Below are 17864 nucleotides of genomic sequence, written 5' to 3'. Positions count from 1 at the left end.
ACATATAAAACCTAAATATTGGATGATCATTAAAAAAGAATACTTTACTTCATTAACAGGCATAAGGGCAATTGCCGCTTATTTGGTTTATTTGAATCATTTCTTTTTGCATCATCCTGTTTTTAGTACAACTGCTTTCGATATTTTTAATGAATTGCATATTGGAGTTACTATTTTTTTTGTTTTAAGCGGTTTCTTAATTTGCTACCAGTATTTTGATTACGAACGTATTGATTTTAAAGGCTTTATTCAGAAAAGATTCGCCAGAATTTACCCCATGTATTTTATACTTACAACAATTACATTTATTTGTTTTGGGATTTATAAAGCACAATATAGTATAACTTACCTAAAAATATACTTCTTGAATATCACATTTTTAAGAGGATTTTTTCAGGATTATATTTATTCAGGAATTGGTCAGGGATGGTCGCTTACAGTCGAAGAAATGTTCTATATTTTGGCACCTCTGTTTTTTATTCTGATAAAAAAGAAGAGAATATTTCTCTTTATTATTCCAGTAGTTTTTATTGGTTTAGGATTGTTCTTAGTTTATTTTTTTAATGAAATAAATCAGTATGGTTTTAAAACTTTTGGATTAATGAAAACAAATTTGTTCATGCTCAATCTTACTTTTTTTGGCAGAATAACCGAGTTTTTTATTGGTATTGGATTAGCATTATTGGTGAGAAAATATAAGGATAGTTTTAAAACACAATATTTTACTGCGATAGGAACGACTGTTATAATTGGTTGTGTTTATTTATTAATGCTTTTAAAAATAGGAAACGGTGATGGAAAAGACTGTTATCCGGGCGTATTAATTAATAATTTAATATTGCCTTTGCTTGGGATTGCTCCTTTATTTTGGGGATTGATTAGCGAGAAAACTTTTTTGTCAAAGATTTTGAGTAGTCGCCTATTTGTATTGTTAGGGAAGAGTTCATATAGTTTTTATCTTATTCACTTTGGAGTTTTTATTACCCTATTAAATAAAATATCAGCCAATTTTTTATTTGAATTTGTGGTTTTAAACCTGGTTTCGATTCTTTTATATTTGTATGTAGAGACACCTTTAAACAAAAAGTTTAGAAAGAGCCAGCATTTCTAAATCTCCTTTTCCGTTACCATAAACATGAATTTCGTCGAATTCATCAAGATTTATAATCTCTTTTATTCGGTTTACCTTTTCGATTCCGAAGCAATTTTTGGTCGAAAAATTACCAGTTAATAAGTTGTTTTGAACTTCGATTTTTGTTCCAATTACAGATACATCAAATTGATTACTCCATGGTTCGATCCATTCTGGCATTGATGCCGTTACAATATACACCAAATGATTGTTTTCAAGATGTTTCAGGAATCTTGCATAGGTTTCTTTATCAAGATTTTGTTCGATTTTTGTTCGAGAAAAGTTTCTGCATAAAGCATTAAAATCATCATATTTATGATCTTTAAAAAAATAACGAATAAATTTAATCTTCGCTTTTTCATTTGAATATAATCTCAGTTTTAATCCAATAAGATAAGGAGAAAGCCAAAATAAACCTTTGTAAAAAGAGATATTCCCACGGGAGAATTTAGTAAATTCCAGCAGGCTGTCTTTTTTATAAAGCGTTCCGTCAAAATCAAAAAAAACTATGGTTTTCATCTGTTAAAGTATAACAGATAACTCATTAGAAGAATCCAGCACAGAATCATTATTTGAATGAATTTGTCTTTTAAAACAATTACAGTTGGCGAATAAGTGGATTGATCTACCAATGCTAATTTTAAATAACGAAAAATACCATTTATAACAAAAATTATAGAAACATATAATAAATGTGAGTTGTAATGTTTCTGAACTTCGGGAGAAATACAGTAAAAAATATAACAAACAATAATCATTGAGCTTAAAATTCCCAAAATAGTATCTATAAAAACAATATTATAGCCTTCGATATTTTTTCTAATTTTCAGACCATCTTGTGCCAAAACGACATCGGTTCGTCTTTTTGCAATTCCCAAAAATAATGCTAAAAGATAAGTCATTAATAAGATCCAGATAGAGAGTATTATTTCTGTAACAGCAGTTCCGGCGAGAAGCCTTAGTACAAATCCAATTGAGATGATGTTGATGTCAAGAATAGCAATATGTTTGAGCCATTTTGAATATAAAAAGTTAAGTAAAATATAAGAAGTAATTATAAAGAATAATTCTATAGATAATAAAAAAGAAAATGATAATGATGTTATAATCAGCAGAACCATTATATAAATAGCACGTTGTGGTTTGATTTTTCCGGATGCTATTGGTCTTTTCGATTTTTCGGGATGAGCTTTATCTTCCTTGATATCAAATAAATCATTAAGTATATATATTCCGCTTGACGCAATACAAAAACATAAAAAAGTAAGGAAAACTTTAAGCAGTAAATCGAAATATATAAATTCTCTTCCGAAAAAAAGAGGCGCAAAGACAAATAAGTTTTTTAAATATTGATCAAATCGAATTAAATTCAGATAGTTTTTCATTTATTTTTTAATGAATTATAAATAACAAAGTGTTTGGTTTGATCAATGCGGTTAAAATTATTAACGATAAAAAGAGTCACTTTACTATAAGTAAAAACTTCTCCCATTAAATTTTCGCCATCAATATAAGCGCGCTCTACAAAAATATAATTTTTCTTATCTGATGCAAGTTTTATAAATGCATCTTCTTTGTTTAAAACCTCGGTAGATATTATCCAATCTGCGGGTAATTTACTTTGTGTATTAAATATATAATGGGCCATTGGAGTATTTGGCGCAACAATAAAATTGGACCCATATTTTTGAATCAATTGTTTTAATTCTAAATTTTGCTCGTATGTATCCTTATCGGTTTTAATATATTTTAATTTAGGTGAAATCGAATCTAAGCGATACGTTAATTCAGATATAGAACTGTCTCTATAAGGTTTTTTATTAGAAGTAAAAGAAACCAGACAAACTGATATTGCAATCAACAAAAAATAATATTTTGAATTTAGAATTGTCCTCAAGTCTTTATAATATAAAACGACAAAACTCATGATCATTCCCGTCGAAAAAAGAATCGTAAAATGATATCCAAGACTTATAGAAGTTGACCACGCAATGACCAAAGAAACTATTATTGGAGCAAAAAAAACTAATGTTTCTTTTTTATCAAAATAGTGGAAAAACAAAGCAACTATACAACAATTAAAAAATATTACAGATGCATATCGCTGATCGTCAAAAAAGTGAAACAAAAGACTTGCTATAAAAAATGAAAATGTCAGCCATTTTAGATAATAACTAATCTTAAGAAGTTGTAATTTTCTTGTAACGGTAAAATTATTTAATAACGGGAATAGAAAAACAGCCAGTAATATCCATTTATTTCTAAAACATTTGATGTAATAAATGAAACCAGTTTTAATTAAATCAGAAAATTTGGTTTGATTCGTTATCTGTTCCAGAAAATTATTTATTGTAGTTATGCTTGTGATCCAATATATAAAAGCAGCAAAGAAAAGAGCTAAAATGAATGTAAAAAGTGCGGCTTTTTTTAAGTTATAATTGATGAAAACCCAAACTGTAAATAGTATTGGAACTAAATAAAAAGATTGTTTCGTGAGTGCAGATAATAAAGAAAAGAGAGCAATAAAAAATAGCCTTATATTGATGTTTCCTGTGTTTTTTGACATTAACCAAAAAGCAATTGAAGCAAATAATAAGCCATCTGTAGTAGGCCACGGGAAAGGTCCAAAATTATGAATTGATACGATGAAACAAATTATTATTAAAGCCCATTTATCAAGCCCTATTTTCTTTAAATTGTAAATAGCGTCAAAACCTGAAATGGTAAAATAAACCTGCAGAGAAAATAATGAATAAGAAATAATCCTGATAAAGAAAAATTGACCTTCCTGAGGAAGTATTTTCATAAAGAAAGCATGAAAATAAAGGGTGACAGGCGGACCTTTATAAATGAAATCCTGATAAACATCCTGACCATTTATAATTCTCCAGGAAAAACTTGGAATATAACCAGTGTCCCAGTTTTCAAGTCCAAACTGACTTAAAATCAAGCAATAAAAAGCAAGTATTATAAAAAATAAATTTCGGTAAGAAAGTAACTTCATGTTGAAATGCTTGTTTTAAAACAATCGTAATTTAATTTCTAATGGGATATATTTTAGTAACAACAAAAGGTCAAAGGTTTTATAAGCTTTTGTCATTTCATAATGCAATCGTTTTAAGAGTGCTTTATTTTCATTTTTAGTTTTATTTAGTGCAATTGCTTTTTTAATAACAAGATAACTGGAATGGTTTATTTTTCTGGTTCGCGAATTGAATTTTTTATAAAACTGATTTCCTAACGAGTTTTCCAATTCTCTTTTTTGAACTAAAACAGCATCAATAAACTCAAAATTATAATTTCTGGATGTTCTAATCCAAAGATCTAAGTCTTCATAAGCCAGATTTTCGTCGTAGCCATTTAATTGTTCCAGAACATCTTTTTTTACCATCGAAGAAACAGAACAAATCATACTGCTTTGATTTAGCATTGCCAGATAAATATCTCCCGATGCCGGTTTTATTAATGCTTTTTTATCAGTATCGGCCTTATAATAATACCTAATATGTGTGTTGTTTTCTGAAATTATTTCTGCATTTCCATAAACGATTCCTAATTTTTTTTGTTCAGATTTTAAAAAAGTATTTATCTGTTTTTCAACACAATCTGGTAATAAAATATCATCAGCAGCCAGATCAATTATATAATCTCCTTTTGCGAATTGCAAAGCAGTATTAAAAGTTTTGGTGTTTCCTAAATTACTTTCGTTTGCAATAAATATAATATTGGGGTAATTTTCAATCCAGTTTTCAATAACTTTTTCAGAAGCATCGTTGCTAAAATCATCGGCAATAATAAGTTCAATATTTTTATAACTTTGGTTTATTACTGAATTCAGTGCTTCAATAACAAACTTTTCATGATTGTAACACAAACAAATAATACTGACTAATGGTGATTTTTGCATAAAAAATAATCGAAAAAGTTGTGCTTTAAAAACAACCAAAAATAGCAAATATTATATCGGTTTAAAGCAAGATTTTATTTAATGCCATATTAAGTTTTCATGAAATTTAAAAGGCAAATTTTTAAATGCATTCTTTTCTGTTTAGTATTTTTATATTTGTTTCTAATATGAAAGATAAATTAGAGAACTTTTTTAAAGAAACTGATGTTGAAATTTTAATTTCAACAATGAATCGGGATTCATTAGATTTTTTAGTTCCAATGTTTCCGTTTTCGCATTTTTCTAATTTTTCAATCTTAATTGTAAACCAAACGCTAAATGATAAAATTTTAACTTCGGATTTTTCGAATGTCAGAGTTATAAATTCATTTGGAAAAGGTTTATCTAAAAGCAGAAATTTAGCTCTTGAAAATGCGATCGGAAAAATTCTTGTAATTGCTGATGATGATATTGTTTATCAGGAAGGATTTATAACCAAAATAATCCATGCCTACCACAAATTTCCAGAAGCGGCCGTAATAAATTTTTCAGTTGTAAATTCAGAAGGAAATTTGATTAAAAAATATCCTCTAAATCCTAAAAGCAGCCTGAATATTTTTGACATCCTTAACACAAGTTCAATAGAAATAACATTAAATAAATCGATTATTCATGCAGAGAAGATTCAATTTGATGAAAAATTTGGTTTAGGAGGAATTTTCGAAATAGGAGAGGAAGCTGTTTTTTTATTCGATTTGAAAGAAAAAAAGAGACAACTTGCATTTGAATCTGAGATAATTGCAAAACATGAGAATCAAACTTCCTCAAATAAAAAAAATATAGCAGAAAGATATTATATTCATGGAGCCTTATTTTCGAGGGTTTTTAAAAAGAAATATGTTTATTGGATATTGATTAAATTATTTTTTGATTTAAAACAGCATAAAATAAGTTTTAGCGATATCAAAAATCTTTTTAAAAGTGCAAAACAGGGACACAAAGAATTTGAAAGAACGCAATTATGAAAATAAAAGATAACGGAGTGCAAATTATAAATATCCCAAAAATTGAGGAACGAAGAGGAAATCTTTCTGTGATAGAAAATGACACGGTTCCTTTCGATATAAAAAGAGTTTATTATTTATATGATGTACCAACAGGGTCAGAACGTGGCGGACATGCGCACAAAGATCTTCAGCAGTTTTTGGTTGCTTTAAGCGGCAGTTTCGATGTTGTTTTAAATGATGGAACAGAAGAACAAATTATAACTTTAAACAAACCTTTTGAAGGATTATTAATCAATTCAGGGATTTGGAGAGAGCTTAGAAATTTTTCTTCGGGCTCAATTTGTTTGGTAGTTGCTTCAGAAGTTTATATTGAAGATGATTATATTAGAGATTTTGATGAGTTTATTAAATACTCTATTGATAAATAGAAAAGTTAAAACCATTTTTTCTCAAAAGTTTTTTTAGTTTCAACAAAAAGATTAGTATATATCTAGGTAATAAATAGATGATTTTAGTTTTGAAAGGAATATTTTCTTTCAAAATGTTTTTGAATAATTCTTTCGACTTTTTATTCTCTCCTGCAATTTTATATTGCAACGCATATTCTATTCTATAAATGTCAAGATATTTTTTTAGGCTTGGATTACTTTCTTCTTGTTGTTTATAGTCATTAAAATCTTTTAAATTTTTATCTAATATCGGCGTTTTCGAAAGACTGTTTTCAATGTAATGCAAGTAAGAAGCTGTAACTTTATTGCTTATTGCAACAGGATATTTTAATGCAATTCGAATCCACATATCAACATCTTGTCCGCTTGATATAGTAGGTTTAAAATAACCTACTTGTTTAAATACATCTTTAGGAATTGCAATTGAAGATGATGTAGCTACAGGATTATTTAAACTGGTTTCAAAATAATCTGTAATAATACCTTCAAAATCTGCAGAAATTCCGTTAAATCTCGGAATGTAATTTTTTCCATTCTTAAATACTAATTCATAACGCGAGGCGAAAATTCCAACATTTGGAAAATTTTGAATTAAAGCATTCAATGTTTCTAAATGATTAGGCATCCACAAATCATCTGCGTCCAAAAAAGCAATATAATCATATTGTGCTTTTTCAATTCCAAGATTTCTTGCTATAGATGCGCCTTGATTTTTTTGATTGTAAAGCTGTATACGATTGTCATTAAACTGTAGCACTTTTGTCGCGCTATCGTCTGTAGATCCATCGTTGATTACAATAATTTCATAATCTGTAAAAGTTTGATTTAAGATACTTTTTAAAGTGTCTTCAATATAATCAGCTTTGTTGTATAATGGAATAACAATAGAGAAAAATGCCATAACTGATTATTTTTTTATACTACAAAAATAGCCCAATTTATAAAGGTCGAATAAAAACAAAGAAGGATTTTGAGACAGCAAATTTTTCTCGATTTCTGTTTTATTTTTTTTGAAAACAGAAACTGAGAATTCGACTAATCTTAGTTTTTTCAAAAATTCAAAAACTTTAATGATTTTGCTATCTTCTTTAGAAATTTTATTGGAACGATATAATGAAACAAGATTTTCTAAAGCAGTTTTGGTTTTGTTTAAAAAAACAATAGAAGTTTCTAAATTTATATGAAAAGTTGGGTTTTCAATTGTGGAAATTTTAAAATGATTTTTTCTTAAAACAGAGAAAAAAAGCAAATCTTCATAACCGTATTTTGTTATAGAATCATCAAAAGGGTATTGTAGAAAAATATCTTTTTTAATTAATAAATTAGAAGTCAAAATTGAAACCGTTTCTCTTTTATTGCCATAAATCCAGCGTAAAAGCTTCTCATTTTCGGGCTTTACATCTTCATAAATAATTTTTCCAAAAATGATATTATCTTTCAAATTTGAAATTATATCAATATACTTTTGTATAAAATCATTTTGGGAAGGAAATGTATCGCAATCTAAAATTAATAACCAATCGTGTTTTGCTTTTTGAGCTAACGAATTAATATTTTTCCCTCTTCCCAAATTGCTTTCATTTACAAAAAAAGAACAATTTGGAAGAAGATTAATTTCTTGGTTTAAAATATTCTCCTGAGAGTTTGAAGCGTCGTCCTGACATAGAATTTCAAAATCAATTCCAACAGAATTACACTGTTTTACTAACTCATTTACAAGCGGTAAAACATTATAATTATAAACAGGAATTAAAATAGAAAGCATTACACGCTGCGTTGCACCACCTCAAAGATTCTTTCATCTTCGCACTTTAATGTTTTAGATGGAAATTTCATCAATAAAGCATAATCGTGAGTCGCCATAATAACCGTTTTTCCATTTGCATTGATTTTTTTCAATACTTCCAGAACCTCAGAACTCGTTTGCGGGTCAAGGTTTCCGGTTGGTTCATCGGCAAGAATAAATTCAGGATCATTTAATAAAGCCCTTGCAATAGCAACACGTTGTTGTTCTCCACCAGAAAGTTGGTGCGGCATTTTATTGATATAATCTTTCATACCAACTTTATCAAGAACTTCATCAATTTTGCGTTCCATTCCTTCTTTGTCAACCCATCCTGTAGCTTTTAAAACAAAAAGCATATTATCTTTTACAGAACGGTCCGGAAGCAATTTGAAATCCTGAAATACGATTCCGATTTTACGTCTTAAGTACGGAATATCACTTTCTTTTAAATTGGCTAAATCAAATTCTACAATATGGCCTTCACCTTCTGTTAAAGGTAAGTCTCCGTACAAAGTTTTCATGAAACTACTTTTCCCGGAACCTGTTTTTCCAATTATATAAATGAATTCACCATGCTGAACATCTAAATTGATATGAGATAAAATTTTTCTTCCTTCTTGATATATAGTGACTTCCTTAAGAGATAGTACGGTTTGTGACATAATAAAAGTGATTTTAATGGTAAAAGTAATAAGATAACGGTTGGATTCAAAATAAAATTGAATCATTTCTGAAGAAAATTTATAAAATGCAGAAATGAAATTTTAAACGACTTAAGTGATTTTAGTTGAGCTGAGTAAATATTCCCCAACTAAAAAAAATATATGACTTGTATTGTTAAACTACATTTTGCGAATAAAGTGTTTTAGAAAGTTTGAGAACCAATATTTTGAAGCTGAAGATGCGAGAAATAACAACTATTAAAAAATTTGTTCATAATAAATGCCTGAAACGTTTCGTTATAAACGGTATAAAATGATACATTTGAATACTAAATAAAATTAAAATGCGTAAACTTTCCTGGTTCTTTTTATTACCAATTTTCTTTATTTCGACCATAGTTTCGGCACAAAAATCAGCTATATATACTTACGATTTAAAAGATTTTGACAAAGCACTGGCTTTATATAATGATAAACAATATGCTTCGGCACAACATATTTTTGAGTATGTAAAAAACAACGCAACGACCGAAGAGGTTAAGTCAGATTGTGCGTATTATATCGCCAATTGCGCCATTAGAACTAATCAGGCAAATGCTGATGAGTTGATGGAAAAATTCGTAAGCGATTATCCCACAAGTACTAAACAAAATCAGGCCTATATAGAAGTTGCCCATTTTTTCTTCGAACAAGGTAATTACCCAAAAGCATTGCAATGGTTTGACAGAGTTGATGAAAGTTATATGAGCAAATCTGATTTGGATAAATTCAATTTCCAAAAAGGATACAGTTATTTCAATGCAAAAAAGAAAAAAGAAGCAACAACCTATTTTAATAAAGTGGTGAATTCTCCTGAATTTGGTTCTCAGGCCAAATATTATTTAGGATTTATGGCTTATGAAGGCGATGATTATAAAGAAGCAACTAAGTATTTTGATGAAGTTTCAGGTGAAGAAAAATACAAAGAAAAGCTTTCCTATTATCAGGCTGATATGAATTTTAAATTAGGGAATTTTCAAAAAGCAATTGATTTGGGACAAGCTGCAATGGCTAAATCAAATGAAATTGAAAAATCAGAACTAAATAAAATTATCGGGGAAAGTTATTTCAACTTAAAACAATATGGCAAAGCGATTCCGTTTTTAGAGCAATATGCAGGTAAAAAAGGAAAATGGAATAATACCGATTTTTACCAGTTAGGATATGCTTATTATGAACAAAAAGAATATGAAAAAGCGATTTCTCAATTTAATAAAATTATTGAAGGAAAAGATTTCGTAGCACAAAATGCGTATTACCATTTAGGTTTAAGTTATTTAAATACAGGAAAAAAACAAGAAGCTTTGAATGCATTTAAAAATGCTTCGGAAATGGATTTTAATGCTCAAATTCAGGAAGATGCAGCTTTGAATTATGCGAAACTGAGTTACGAAATAGGAAATGCATATCAAACCGTTCCCGGAATTTTACTTGATTTCTTAAAAAGATACCCAAACAATTCAAGTCGGGCAGAAGTTGAAAAACTATTGGTAGATTCTTATATTTCTTCTAAAAATTACAAAGAAGCGTTGGTTTTATTAGAGAAAAATAAAAGTCCTGAAAATAAATTAGCCTATCAAAAAGTACTTTTCTACAGAGGTTTAGAATTATATACAGAATCGAATTATTCAGAAGCGTTAAAAATGTTTAATGGCGCTGTTAAAGAACAAAAAAATCCGGAATATACAGCTCGTGCGACTTTCTGGAAAGCAGAATCTGAATATGTTACAGATGATTTTCAATCAGCATTATTGAGCTACAAACAATTTGCAGGTTTGGCCGGAGCGAAAACAACTGACGAATATAAAAACATCAATTATAATATTGGATACACGTATTTTAAACTAAAAGAATACGATCAGGCGGCGAATTCATTTCAGACGCAAATTGATAATGTAAAAGATGATAAAGTTCGTTTAAACGACTCATATTTACGTTTAGGAGATTCAAGATTCGTAAGTTCGAAATACGGTCCGGCGATGGAAGCGTACGCAAAAGCAATCGAAGCAAAAGGTGTTGATGCAGATTATGCGCAATTTCAAAAAGCGATTTCTTATGGTTTTATGTCTAAAAACGATAAGAAAATTGACGAGTTGAATAATTTCCTCCAGATGTATAAAAAATCGGAATATCGTGATGATGTTTTATTCGAATTAGCCAATACTTATGTAACAGATAAAAAGAACGATCAGGCGATTAAAACTTACGATCAGTTAATTTCAGAATATAAAAACGGTTCATTTACTTCAAAATCTATTTTAAGACAAGGTTTAATTTATTACAACTCAGATCGTGACGAACAAGCTTTGGTGAAATTCAAAAAAGTAGCGGCTGAATTCCCAAAAACGCCGGAAGCTTTAGAAGCAGTTTCTACAGCCAGATTAATTTATGTAGATTCAGGAAAAGTAGACGAATACGCAACTTGGGTTCGTACTTTAAATTTTGTTGCCGTTACTGATGTTGATTTGGATAACGATACTTACGAAGGCGCATTTAAACAATACAGTCAAAATAATAGTAAAGCGGCGATTACAGGTTTTACAAGTTATGTGAGCAAATTTCCATCAGGAATTCATGCACTTGAAGCTAACTTTTATTTGGCACAATTGCTTTATGCAGAAGGTTCAGAAAGTAAATCGGTATCGAATTATCAATATGTAATCGATCAGCCAAGAAATGAATTTACAGAACAATCGTTAACAAGACTATCTCAAATATTCTTAAAAATAAAAGATTGCGATAAATCTGTTCCGGTTTTAGTTCGTTTAGAAAACGAAGCTGATTTTCCTCAAAACAAAAACTTTGCACAAGCCAATTTGATGAAATGTTACTATGATAAAAAAGATTATAGCAACTCTGTAATTTATGCTGACAAAGTATTGCAAAATCCTAAAGCAGATGCAAACGTTAAAGCAGATGCGCAAATTATTGTAGCGCGTGCAGCAATGCAAACTGGTGAAGAGGATAAAGCAAAAGCAGCTTACGCTAAATTATCAGCAACATCAAAAGGTGAATTAGCAGCAGAAGCATTGTATTACGACGCTTATTTTAAAACCAAAGAAGGCAAATTTGACGCATCGAATGTTGCCGTTCAAAAATTAGCTAAAAACTATTCAGGTTATAAATATTACGGAGCGAAGAGTTTGGTTTTAATGGCAAAAAACTTCTACGGATTAAAAGACAGCTATCAGGCAACTTACATTTTAGATAACGTAATAAACAATTTTACAGATTATCCGGATGTTGTTGAAGAAGCCAAAAGAGAATTGAGTGCGATTAAGCTGGAAGAGTCTAAAACGAATTCATCAATTACGAAATAAGAAAATAGAAGAAAGATGCAAGAAGAAAGATTGCTAAAAAGTCTTTTCTCTTTGTTCTTGCATCTATTCTCTAGAAAAAAAGAAAAAAAATGAGTTTACCTTTTTACATAGTTGATGTTTTTACAGATAAAAAATATGCCGGAAATCAGTTGGCAGTTTTTTTAGATGCCGGAAATTTAAGTTCAGATGAGATGCAGCAAATTGCACGCGAAATTAATTTTGCAGAAAGTACTTTTGTTACCAAACTTGATAAAGAAAATAATAAGGCAGAAATTAAAATATTTACGCCATCTCAGGAAATGCAGTTTGCGGGTCATCCAATAATTGGAACTTCATGGGTTTTGATGAATAAAGTATTTGATAATTCGCCTGAAAGTATAAAGTTGAACGTTCCAATTGGACCAATTTCAATTCAACAATCAAATGATTTAATTTGGCTAAAAGCAGCACAGCCAAAATTTTGGGATACTTTTTCGAAAATAGATTTTACATTCTTTAGTAATCTGAAAGTAGAAGATTTTGAAAATCAATTCCCAATTCAGGAAGTTTCAACAGGAAGCGCATTTGTGATGGTGGGATTGAGTAATAAAAAAGCGTTGGAAAATTTAGTTTTAGACAAGGATAAAACTGATAAATGGTTGAAAAACAATTGCAAAACAGCCCACAGAGGCTTGTATTTCTACTATTTAGAAGGTTCAAAACTTTTTAGCAGAATGTTGTGTATCGAACATAATCAATTGGTTGAAGATGCAGCGACAGGAAGCGCAAGTACTTGTTTGCAGGCTTATCTTCTAAAAAATAATACTCCGGAAATTGATCTGATAAATTATCAGGGAGATTATATAAATCGTCCATCTCAAATTCATTTTAAAGGAAAATTAACCGAAAACGAATTTGATATTCAAATTGGCGGAAAAGCTCAATTTGTTGCAAAAGGCGAGTGGGAAGCTTAGACTAAGAGAATGGAGAATAGAATCAAGAATAAAGAATCAAGATTTTAGAAAATAGAGTAAAGAATAAAGAGAATAGAATATAGATTTTAGAATAAAAAACAAAGAGTTTGAAAAGAATCAGGATAGGCAAAAGTCTATTTTCTATATTCTTTTCTCTATACTCTCAAATAAAATAAATATGAAAATTAATTTCCAGAATAAGACTATCATTTTGATGTTACTGTTTGTTTTTCAGCTTTCATTTTCACAAAAGAAAGAAGAAAGCATTGGTACTGAAACCGTAAATGTTGTTAAGCCATATTCACCAACTATATCAGATGCTTATAAAGTAAAAGAAACTCCTTCGCTTGACGATAAAGGAAACCAGGCTAAAGAAACCATAAAATATAGTATTTTATCAGTTCCTGTGGCTTCGACTTTTACACCTTCAAAAGGAAAAGCAGCCAGCGTTGATAAATCAAAACAAGAACGTTTGTTTAGTAACTACGCTACTGTAGGTGTTGGAAATTATGCTACATTAAATGCTGAATTATTTGTTACGCAGGATCTGGGAAACAACGATTATGTTGCCGGAATGTTTCGCCATCATTCATCACAAGGAGGAATTAAAGATGTGCCTCTAAACGATGAATTTTATGATACGGCTTTGAATATTGGTTATGGACAAAACAATCGTGATATGTCATGGAATATTGATTTAGGATATCAAAATCAAATCTATAATTGGTATGGTTTACCGGTTGATTTTGGTTTGACTTTACTTCCTGAACAACGTTTTGGTTTGATAGACGGAATTAATCCGAATCATTCTTATAACACGATTTCTTTGGGAGGAAACATAGAACTTAATGAAGGAATTTTTAGTAAAGTAGCAGCAAGATTTACACATTTTTCAGATAGTTTTTCTTCATCAGAAAATCGTTTTTATGTGAAACCAACTTTTAAAGTTGAAGTTATGGATCAATCTATAAACACCAATGTAATTGTAGATCATGTAAGCGGAAGTTTTAAAAATAATTATTTTGAAAATATCGGACAACCTATTGATTATAGTCTTACTAATTTTGGAGTTGAACCAAGTTTTGTGGTAAATGAAAACGATTGGACTCTTGAATTAGGAGCGGGATTATACTATGGTTTAGATTCAGAAAACAGCGGAAACAAATTTTATTTATATCCAAAAGTAAATGCGTCGTATAAATTAGTAGGCGATTTGATGATTTTCTACACGGGAGTCAATGGTAGTTTAAATCAAAATTCATACGCTGATTTTGTGACAGAAAATCCGTTTTTATCTCCAACTTTAAACATGAGACCCAGCAGTACACAATACAATGTGTTTGCGGGTTTAAAAGGTAAACTAGCGAATAATATAAATTATAATCTGACAGGTTCTTATTTGAATGAGAAAGATAAAGCGCTATTTAAAAGTAATAATTATACAGAAGATAGTACCAATGAAAATTATGCGTTTGGAAACTCTTTTGGAGTTGTATATGAAGACATAAGAACATTTCGTTTTTATGGAGAATTAAAAGCTGATTTTTCTGAAAACGTGAGTTTTGGAATCAACGGAACTTTTAATAGTTATAAAACAGATGGCGGAGTAGAAGCTTGGAATTTACCAACCGTAAAATTGAGTTCAAATCTTGATGTTAATATTACCAAACAATGGTACGCTGGTTTAAACGTGTTTTATGTTGGAGATCGTAAAGACATGCAAACGAATTTAAATCTTAATCCGATTGGAACGCCGGTTACTTTAAAAAGTTATTTTGATGCAAATGCACATTTAGGGTATAAATTCAGCGAACGCTTGACTTTCTTCTTAAAATTAAATAATATCGGAAATCAGGCTTACGAAAAATGGTTAAACTATCCTGTACAAGGATTTCAGGTTTTAGGCGGAGCCAATTATAAATTCGATTTTTAAGTTCTTTAAACGCAAAGAATACAATTCCGAAACTTCGGGATACACAAGGTTCGCTAAGTCTTTTTAGGATTCAGCGAACTTTGTCTTTTTATAATTTGTAAAAATTTGTGTAATTCGTGGTCAAAAAGGAAGAACCTTTGCATCTTTGTAACTTAGAACCTCAGTACCTTTAAAAAAAATGGAATTCAAACAAAAAATACATACTTATTATTTGCAAATGGTTCAGGACCGAATAGATGTTTTTAGGGACATGATTTCGGCTTTGACCGAAGATTCAAAAAATGATGCTAAAGGTTCGGCTGGCGATAAACACGAAACAGCTTTATCGATGATGCACATCGAACAGGAAAAACTCACCAATAAGCTAAAAGAAGCTATAACTCAAAAAGCTATTTTAGATAAAATTGATGCCTCAAAAACAACAGAGAATATTATTTCGGGAAGTTTAGTAAAGGCAAACGGAATTCATTTGTATTTGAGTGTTGCATTGCCTAAAATTACTATTGAGGGTATAAATGTTATAGCACTTTCTCCACAATCTCCTTTAGGATCTCATTTAATGGGAAATAAAGTTGGGTTTCAATTTGAGATTAATAAAACACATTATACGATAGAGAGTGTTTTGTAATGTATTACGATCTTCACTTAATCTTGTTCCTTCGTTAGGATGACAAAATAAGTCCAAAAACAAATTAAAAAGCTAAAACAATAATTTTTGTATTGTATTCATTCTTTCGTTTAATAATCTTTCATTGATTTTGAATTATTTCAGAATTTAATTCAATCATGTGTTGAAAACATTACATTTTAGACTTTATTTAAGCTCAAAATTAAAATTTTCAAGTTCAAAGCTTTTTTTAGTGTTAAAATTTTACATTTTATATGTAAAAACAAATTTATGGTTTTAAATTGTAACCGAAATAAGGATTTGTGTTTTTCAATTATAACCATTACTGCATCTTTGCCTTATCAAAATAAAATTTAAAAATAAAAATATATAGTTATGTGTGGAATCGTATGTGCCTTTGATCTAAAACAAAAAGCTGAAACATTAAGACCTCAAGTATTAGAAATGTCTAAAATCATTCGTCACCGCGGACCAGACTGGAGCGGAATTTACAGCAATGAAAAAGCAATTCTGTCACACGAGCGTTTAGCAATTGTAGATCCGGCTTCAGGAAAGCAACCTTTATTTACAGAAGATAAAAAATTGGTTTTGGCTGCAAACGGTGAAATTTATAACCACAGAGAATTGCGTAAACAATTTGAAGGAAGATATAACTTTCAAACAGAAAGTGACTGCGAAGTTATCTTAGCGCTTTATAAAGAAAAAGGACCTCATTTTGTTGATGAAATGAACGGAATCTTCGGATTTGCGATTTATGATGTAGAAAAAGATGAGTATTTTATTGCTCGTGATCACATGGGAATTATTCCATTATACATTGGTTGGGATCAACATGGAACTTTTTACGTTGCTTCTGAATTAAAAGCTTTAGAAGGATATTGTACAAAAATCCAATTGTTTCCTCCGGGACATTATATGACTAGTCAGGACGGTGAATTTGTACAATGGTACAAAAGAGACTGGACAGAGTTTGATGCTGTAAAAGACAACGAAACAAGTATTCCTGCAATTAAAGAAGCTTTAGAAGCAGCGGTTCACAGACAATTAATGAGTGATGTTCCTTATGGAGTTTTACTTTCAGGAGGTTTAGATTCGTCTATTACTTCGGCTGTAGCCAAAAAATTTGCACAAAAGCGTATTGAATCTGATGATACTACAGATGCATGGTATCCGCAATTGCACTCTTTTTCAGTAGGATTAGATGGTTCTCCTGATTTAGCAGCGGCTCAAATTGTAGCAAAACATATCGGAACAATTCACCACGAAATTAAATTTACAATTCAGGAAGGCTTAGATGCTGTTCGTGACGTAATTTATAACCTTGAAACGTATGATGTAACTACGGTTAGAGCATCAACACCGATGTGGTTAATGGCGAGAGTTATTAAATCAATGGGAATTAAAATGGTGCTGTCAGGAGAAGGTGCAGATGAATTATTTGGAGGATATTTATATTTTCACAAAGCACCAAACGCAAGAGAATTTCACGAAGAAAACGTTCGTAAATTAGGTAAACTACACATGTACGATTGTTTACGTGCCAACAAAAGTTTAGCGGCATGGGGAATTGAAGGTCGTGTTCCGTTTTTAGATAAAGAATTTATGGATGTTGCCATGCGCATCAATCCACAAGATAAAATGATCAACAAAGAACACCCGATGGAAAAATGGGTAGTTCGTAAAGCTTTTGAAGATATGTTGCCGGAAAGTGTAGCATGGAGACAAAAAGAACAATTTTCTGACGGAGTTGGATACAGCTGGATTGATACTTTGAAAGAAGTTGTGGCTAAAGAAGTTTCAGATGAACAATTGGCAAATGCGAAATATAAATTTCCATTACAAACACCAACTTCTAAAGAAGAATATTACTACCGTTCTATCTTTGCAGAGCATTTCCCAAGTGATGCTGCGGCTTTATGTGTGCCTCAGGAAGCAAGTGTTGCATGTAGTACAAAAATTGCTTTGGAGTGGGATGAAGCTTTCAAAAACATGAATGATCCTTCAGGAAGAGCAGTTGCAAGCGTACATGATGACGCTTACGTTAAAGCATAAACTTAGTTACTTAAATA

15 protein-coding genes are annotated in these 17864 nt (G+C 30.3%); 8 read left to right on the top strand and 7 right to left on the bottom strand.

Translation table 11 applies throughout. The annotated features are described in order from the left end of the window. Positions 1-22 precede the first annotated feature (22 nt). Positions 23-1111 (top strand): acyltransferase, encoded by a 1089-nt coding sequence (locus tag GKZ86_RS10995; RefSeq protein ID WP_154783158.1) that lies wholly within the window; start codon positions 23-25, stop codon positions 1109-1111. Here GKZ86_RS10995 and GKZ86_RS10990 read toward each other — a convergent pair. Genes GKZ86_RS10990 through GKZ86_RS10975 form a run of 4 tightly spaced genes read right to left on the bottom strand, consistent with a single transcriptional unit; the run spans position 1076 to position 5039 of the window. Further along, positions 1076-1651 (bottom strand): HAD family hydrolase, encoded by a 576-nt coding sequence (locus GKZ86_RS10990; RefSeq protein WP_154783157.1) that lies wholly within the window; start codon positions 1649-1651, stop codon positions 1076-1078. The genes GKZ86_RS10995 and GKZ86_RS10990 overlap by 36 nt on opposite strands. After that, positions 1648-2517 carry a decaprenyl-phosphate phosphoribosyltransferase gene (locus GKZ86_RS10985; RefSeq protein ID WP_154783156.1) on the bottom strand — a complete coding sequence of 290 codons (870 nt, stop codon included), beginning with the start codon at positions 2515-2517 and terminating at the stop codon, positions 1648-1650. Before GKZ86_RS10985 ends, GKZ86_RS10990 begins: the two co-directional genes overlap by 4 nt. After that, on the bottom strand, positions 2514-4136 hold the full coding sequence (locus GKZ86_RS10980) for a hypothetical protein (protein WP_154783155.1): 1623 nt from the start codon (positions 4134-4136) through the stop codon (positions 2514-2516). The genes GKZ86_RS10985 and GKZ86_RS10980 overlap by 4 nt, the downstream gene beginning before the upstream one ends. Positions 4137-4151: 15 nt before the next feature. Continuing rightward, positions 4152-5039 carry a glycosyltransferase family A protein gene (locus tag GKZ86_RS10975; protein ID WP_154783154.1) on the bottom strand — a complete coding sequence of 296 codons (888 nt, stop codon included), beginning with the start codon at positions 5037-5039 and terminating at the stop codon, positions 4152-4154. A gap of 167 nt (positions 5040-5206) precedes the next feature. On the opposite strand from GKZ86_RS10975, the gene GKZ86_RS10970 reads away from it, so the two are divergent. Both GKZ86_RS10970 and GKZ86_RS10965 read left to right on the top strand, forming a co-directional pair. Continuing rightward, positions 5207-6043 (top strand): glycosyltransferase family A protein, encoded by an 837-nt coding sequence (locus GKZ86_RS10970; RefSeq protein ID WP_194632478.1) that lies wholly within the window; start codon positions 5207-5209, stop codon positions 6041-6043. Continuing rightward, positions 6040-6453, top strand: a complete 414-nt coding sequence (locus GKZ86_RS10965) for an FdtA/QdtA family cupin domain-containing protein (RefSeq protein ID WP_154783152.1) — start codon at positions 6040-6042, stop codon at positions 6451-6453. Before GKZ86_RS10970 ends, GKZ86_RS10965 begins: the two co-directional genes overlap by 4 nt. Here GKZ86_RS10965 and GKZ86_RS10960 read toward each other — a convergent pair. The 3 genes from GKZ86_RS10960 to GKZ86_RS10950 are packed head-to-tail and all read right to left on the bottom strand — an operon-like array spanning position 6440 to position 8922. After that, on the bottom strand, positions 6440-7375 hold the full coding sequence (locus tag GKZ86_RS10960; RefSeq protein WP_154783151.1) for a glycosyltransferase family A protein: 936 nt from the start codon (positions 7373-7375) through the stop codon (positions 6440-6442). The genes GKZ86_RS10965 and GKZ86_RS10960 overlap by 14 nt on opposite strands. Positions 7376-7381: 6 nt before the next feature. Continuing rightward, the gene (locus GKZ86_RS10955) at positions 7382-8239 is read right to left on the bottom strand and encodes a glycosyltransferase family 2 protein (protein ID WP_154783150.1); all 858 of its coding nucleotides are present in this window, start codon (positions 8237-8239) and stop codon (positions 7382-7384) included. After that, positions 8239-8922, bottom strand: a complete 684-nt coding sequence (locus GKZ86_RS10950) for a cell division ATP-binding protein FtsE (RefSeq protein WP_154783149.1) — start codon at positions 8920-8922, stop codon at positions 8239-8241. The genes GKZ86_RS10955 and GKZ86_RS10950 overlap by 1 nt, the downstream gene beginning before the upstream one ends. Positions 8923-9266: 344 nt before the next feature. Between GKZ86_RS10950 and GKZ86_RS10945 the strand changes: the two genes are divergently transcribed. The 5 genes from GKZ86_RS10945 to asnB all read left to right on the top strand — a co-directional run bounded on the left by GKZ86_RS10945 (position 9267) and on the right by asnB (position 17847). After that, positions 9267-12281: a tetratricopeptide repeat protein gene (locus GKZ86_RS10945; protein ID WP_154783148.1), complete on the top strand. Its 3015-nt coding sequence runs from the start codon at positions 9267-9269 to the stop codon at positions 12279-12281. A gap of 89 nt (positions 12282-12370) precedes the next feature. Then, entirely contained in the window at positions 12371-13234 is an 864-nt protein-coding gene (locus GKZ86_RS10940; RefSeq protein ID WP_154783147.1) for a PhzF family phenazine biosynthesis protein, read from the top strand. A 178-nt stretch (positions 13235-13412) separates the two neighbouring features. After that, entirely contained in the window at positions 13413-15167 is a 1755-nt protein-coding gene (locus GKZ86_RS10935; RefSeq protein ID WP_154783146.1) for a TonB-dependent receptor, read from the top strand. A 178-nt stretch (positions 15168-15345) separates the two neighbouring features. After that, positions 15346-15795 carry a hypothetical protein gene (locus tag GKZ86_RS10930; protein WP_154783145.1) on the top strand — a complete coding sequence of 150 codons (450 nt, stop codon included), beginning with the start codon at positions 15346-15348 and terminating at the stop codon, positions 15793-15795. A 375-nt stretch (positions 15796-16170) separates the two neighbouring features. Then, positions 16171-17847: an asparagine synthase B gene (gene asnB, locus GKZ86_RS10925; RefSeq protein WP_154783144.1), complete on the top strand. Its 1677-nt coding sequence runs from the start codon at positions 16171-16173 to the stop codon at positions 17845-17847. The last annotated feature ends 17 nt before the right edge of the window (positions 17848-17864 follow it).

Source organism: Flavobacterium sp. LC2016-13, from assembly GCF_009707955.1.
In the GTDB taxonomy this organism is placed as follows: Bacteria; Bacteroidota; Bacteroidia; order Flavobacteriales; family Flavobacteriaceae; genus Flavobacterium.
The sequence above is the reverse complement of the archived record's forward strand: the minus strand, read 5'-3'. Positions and strand labels throughout refer to the sequence as shown.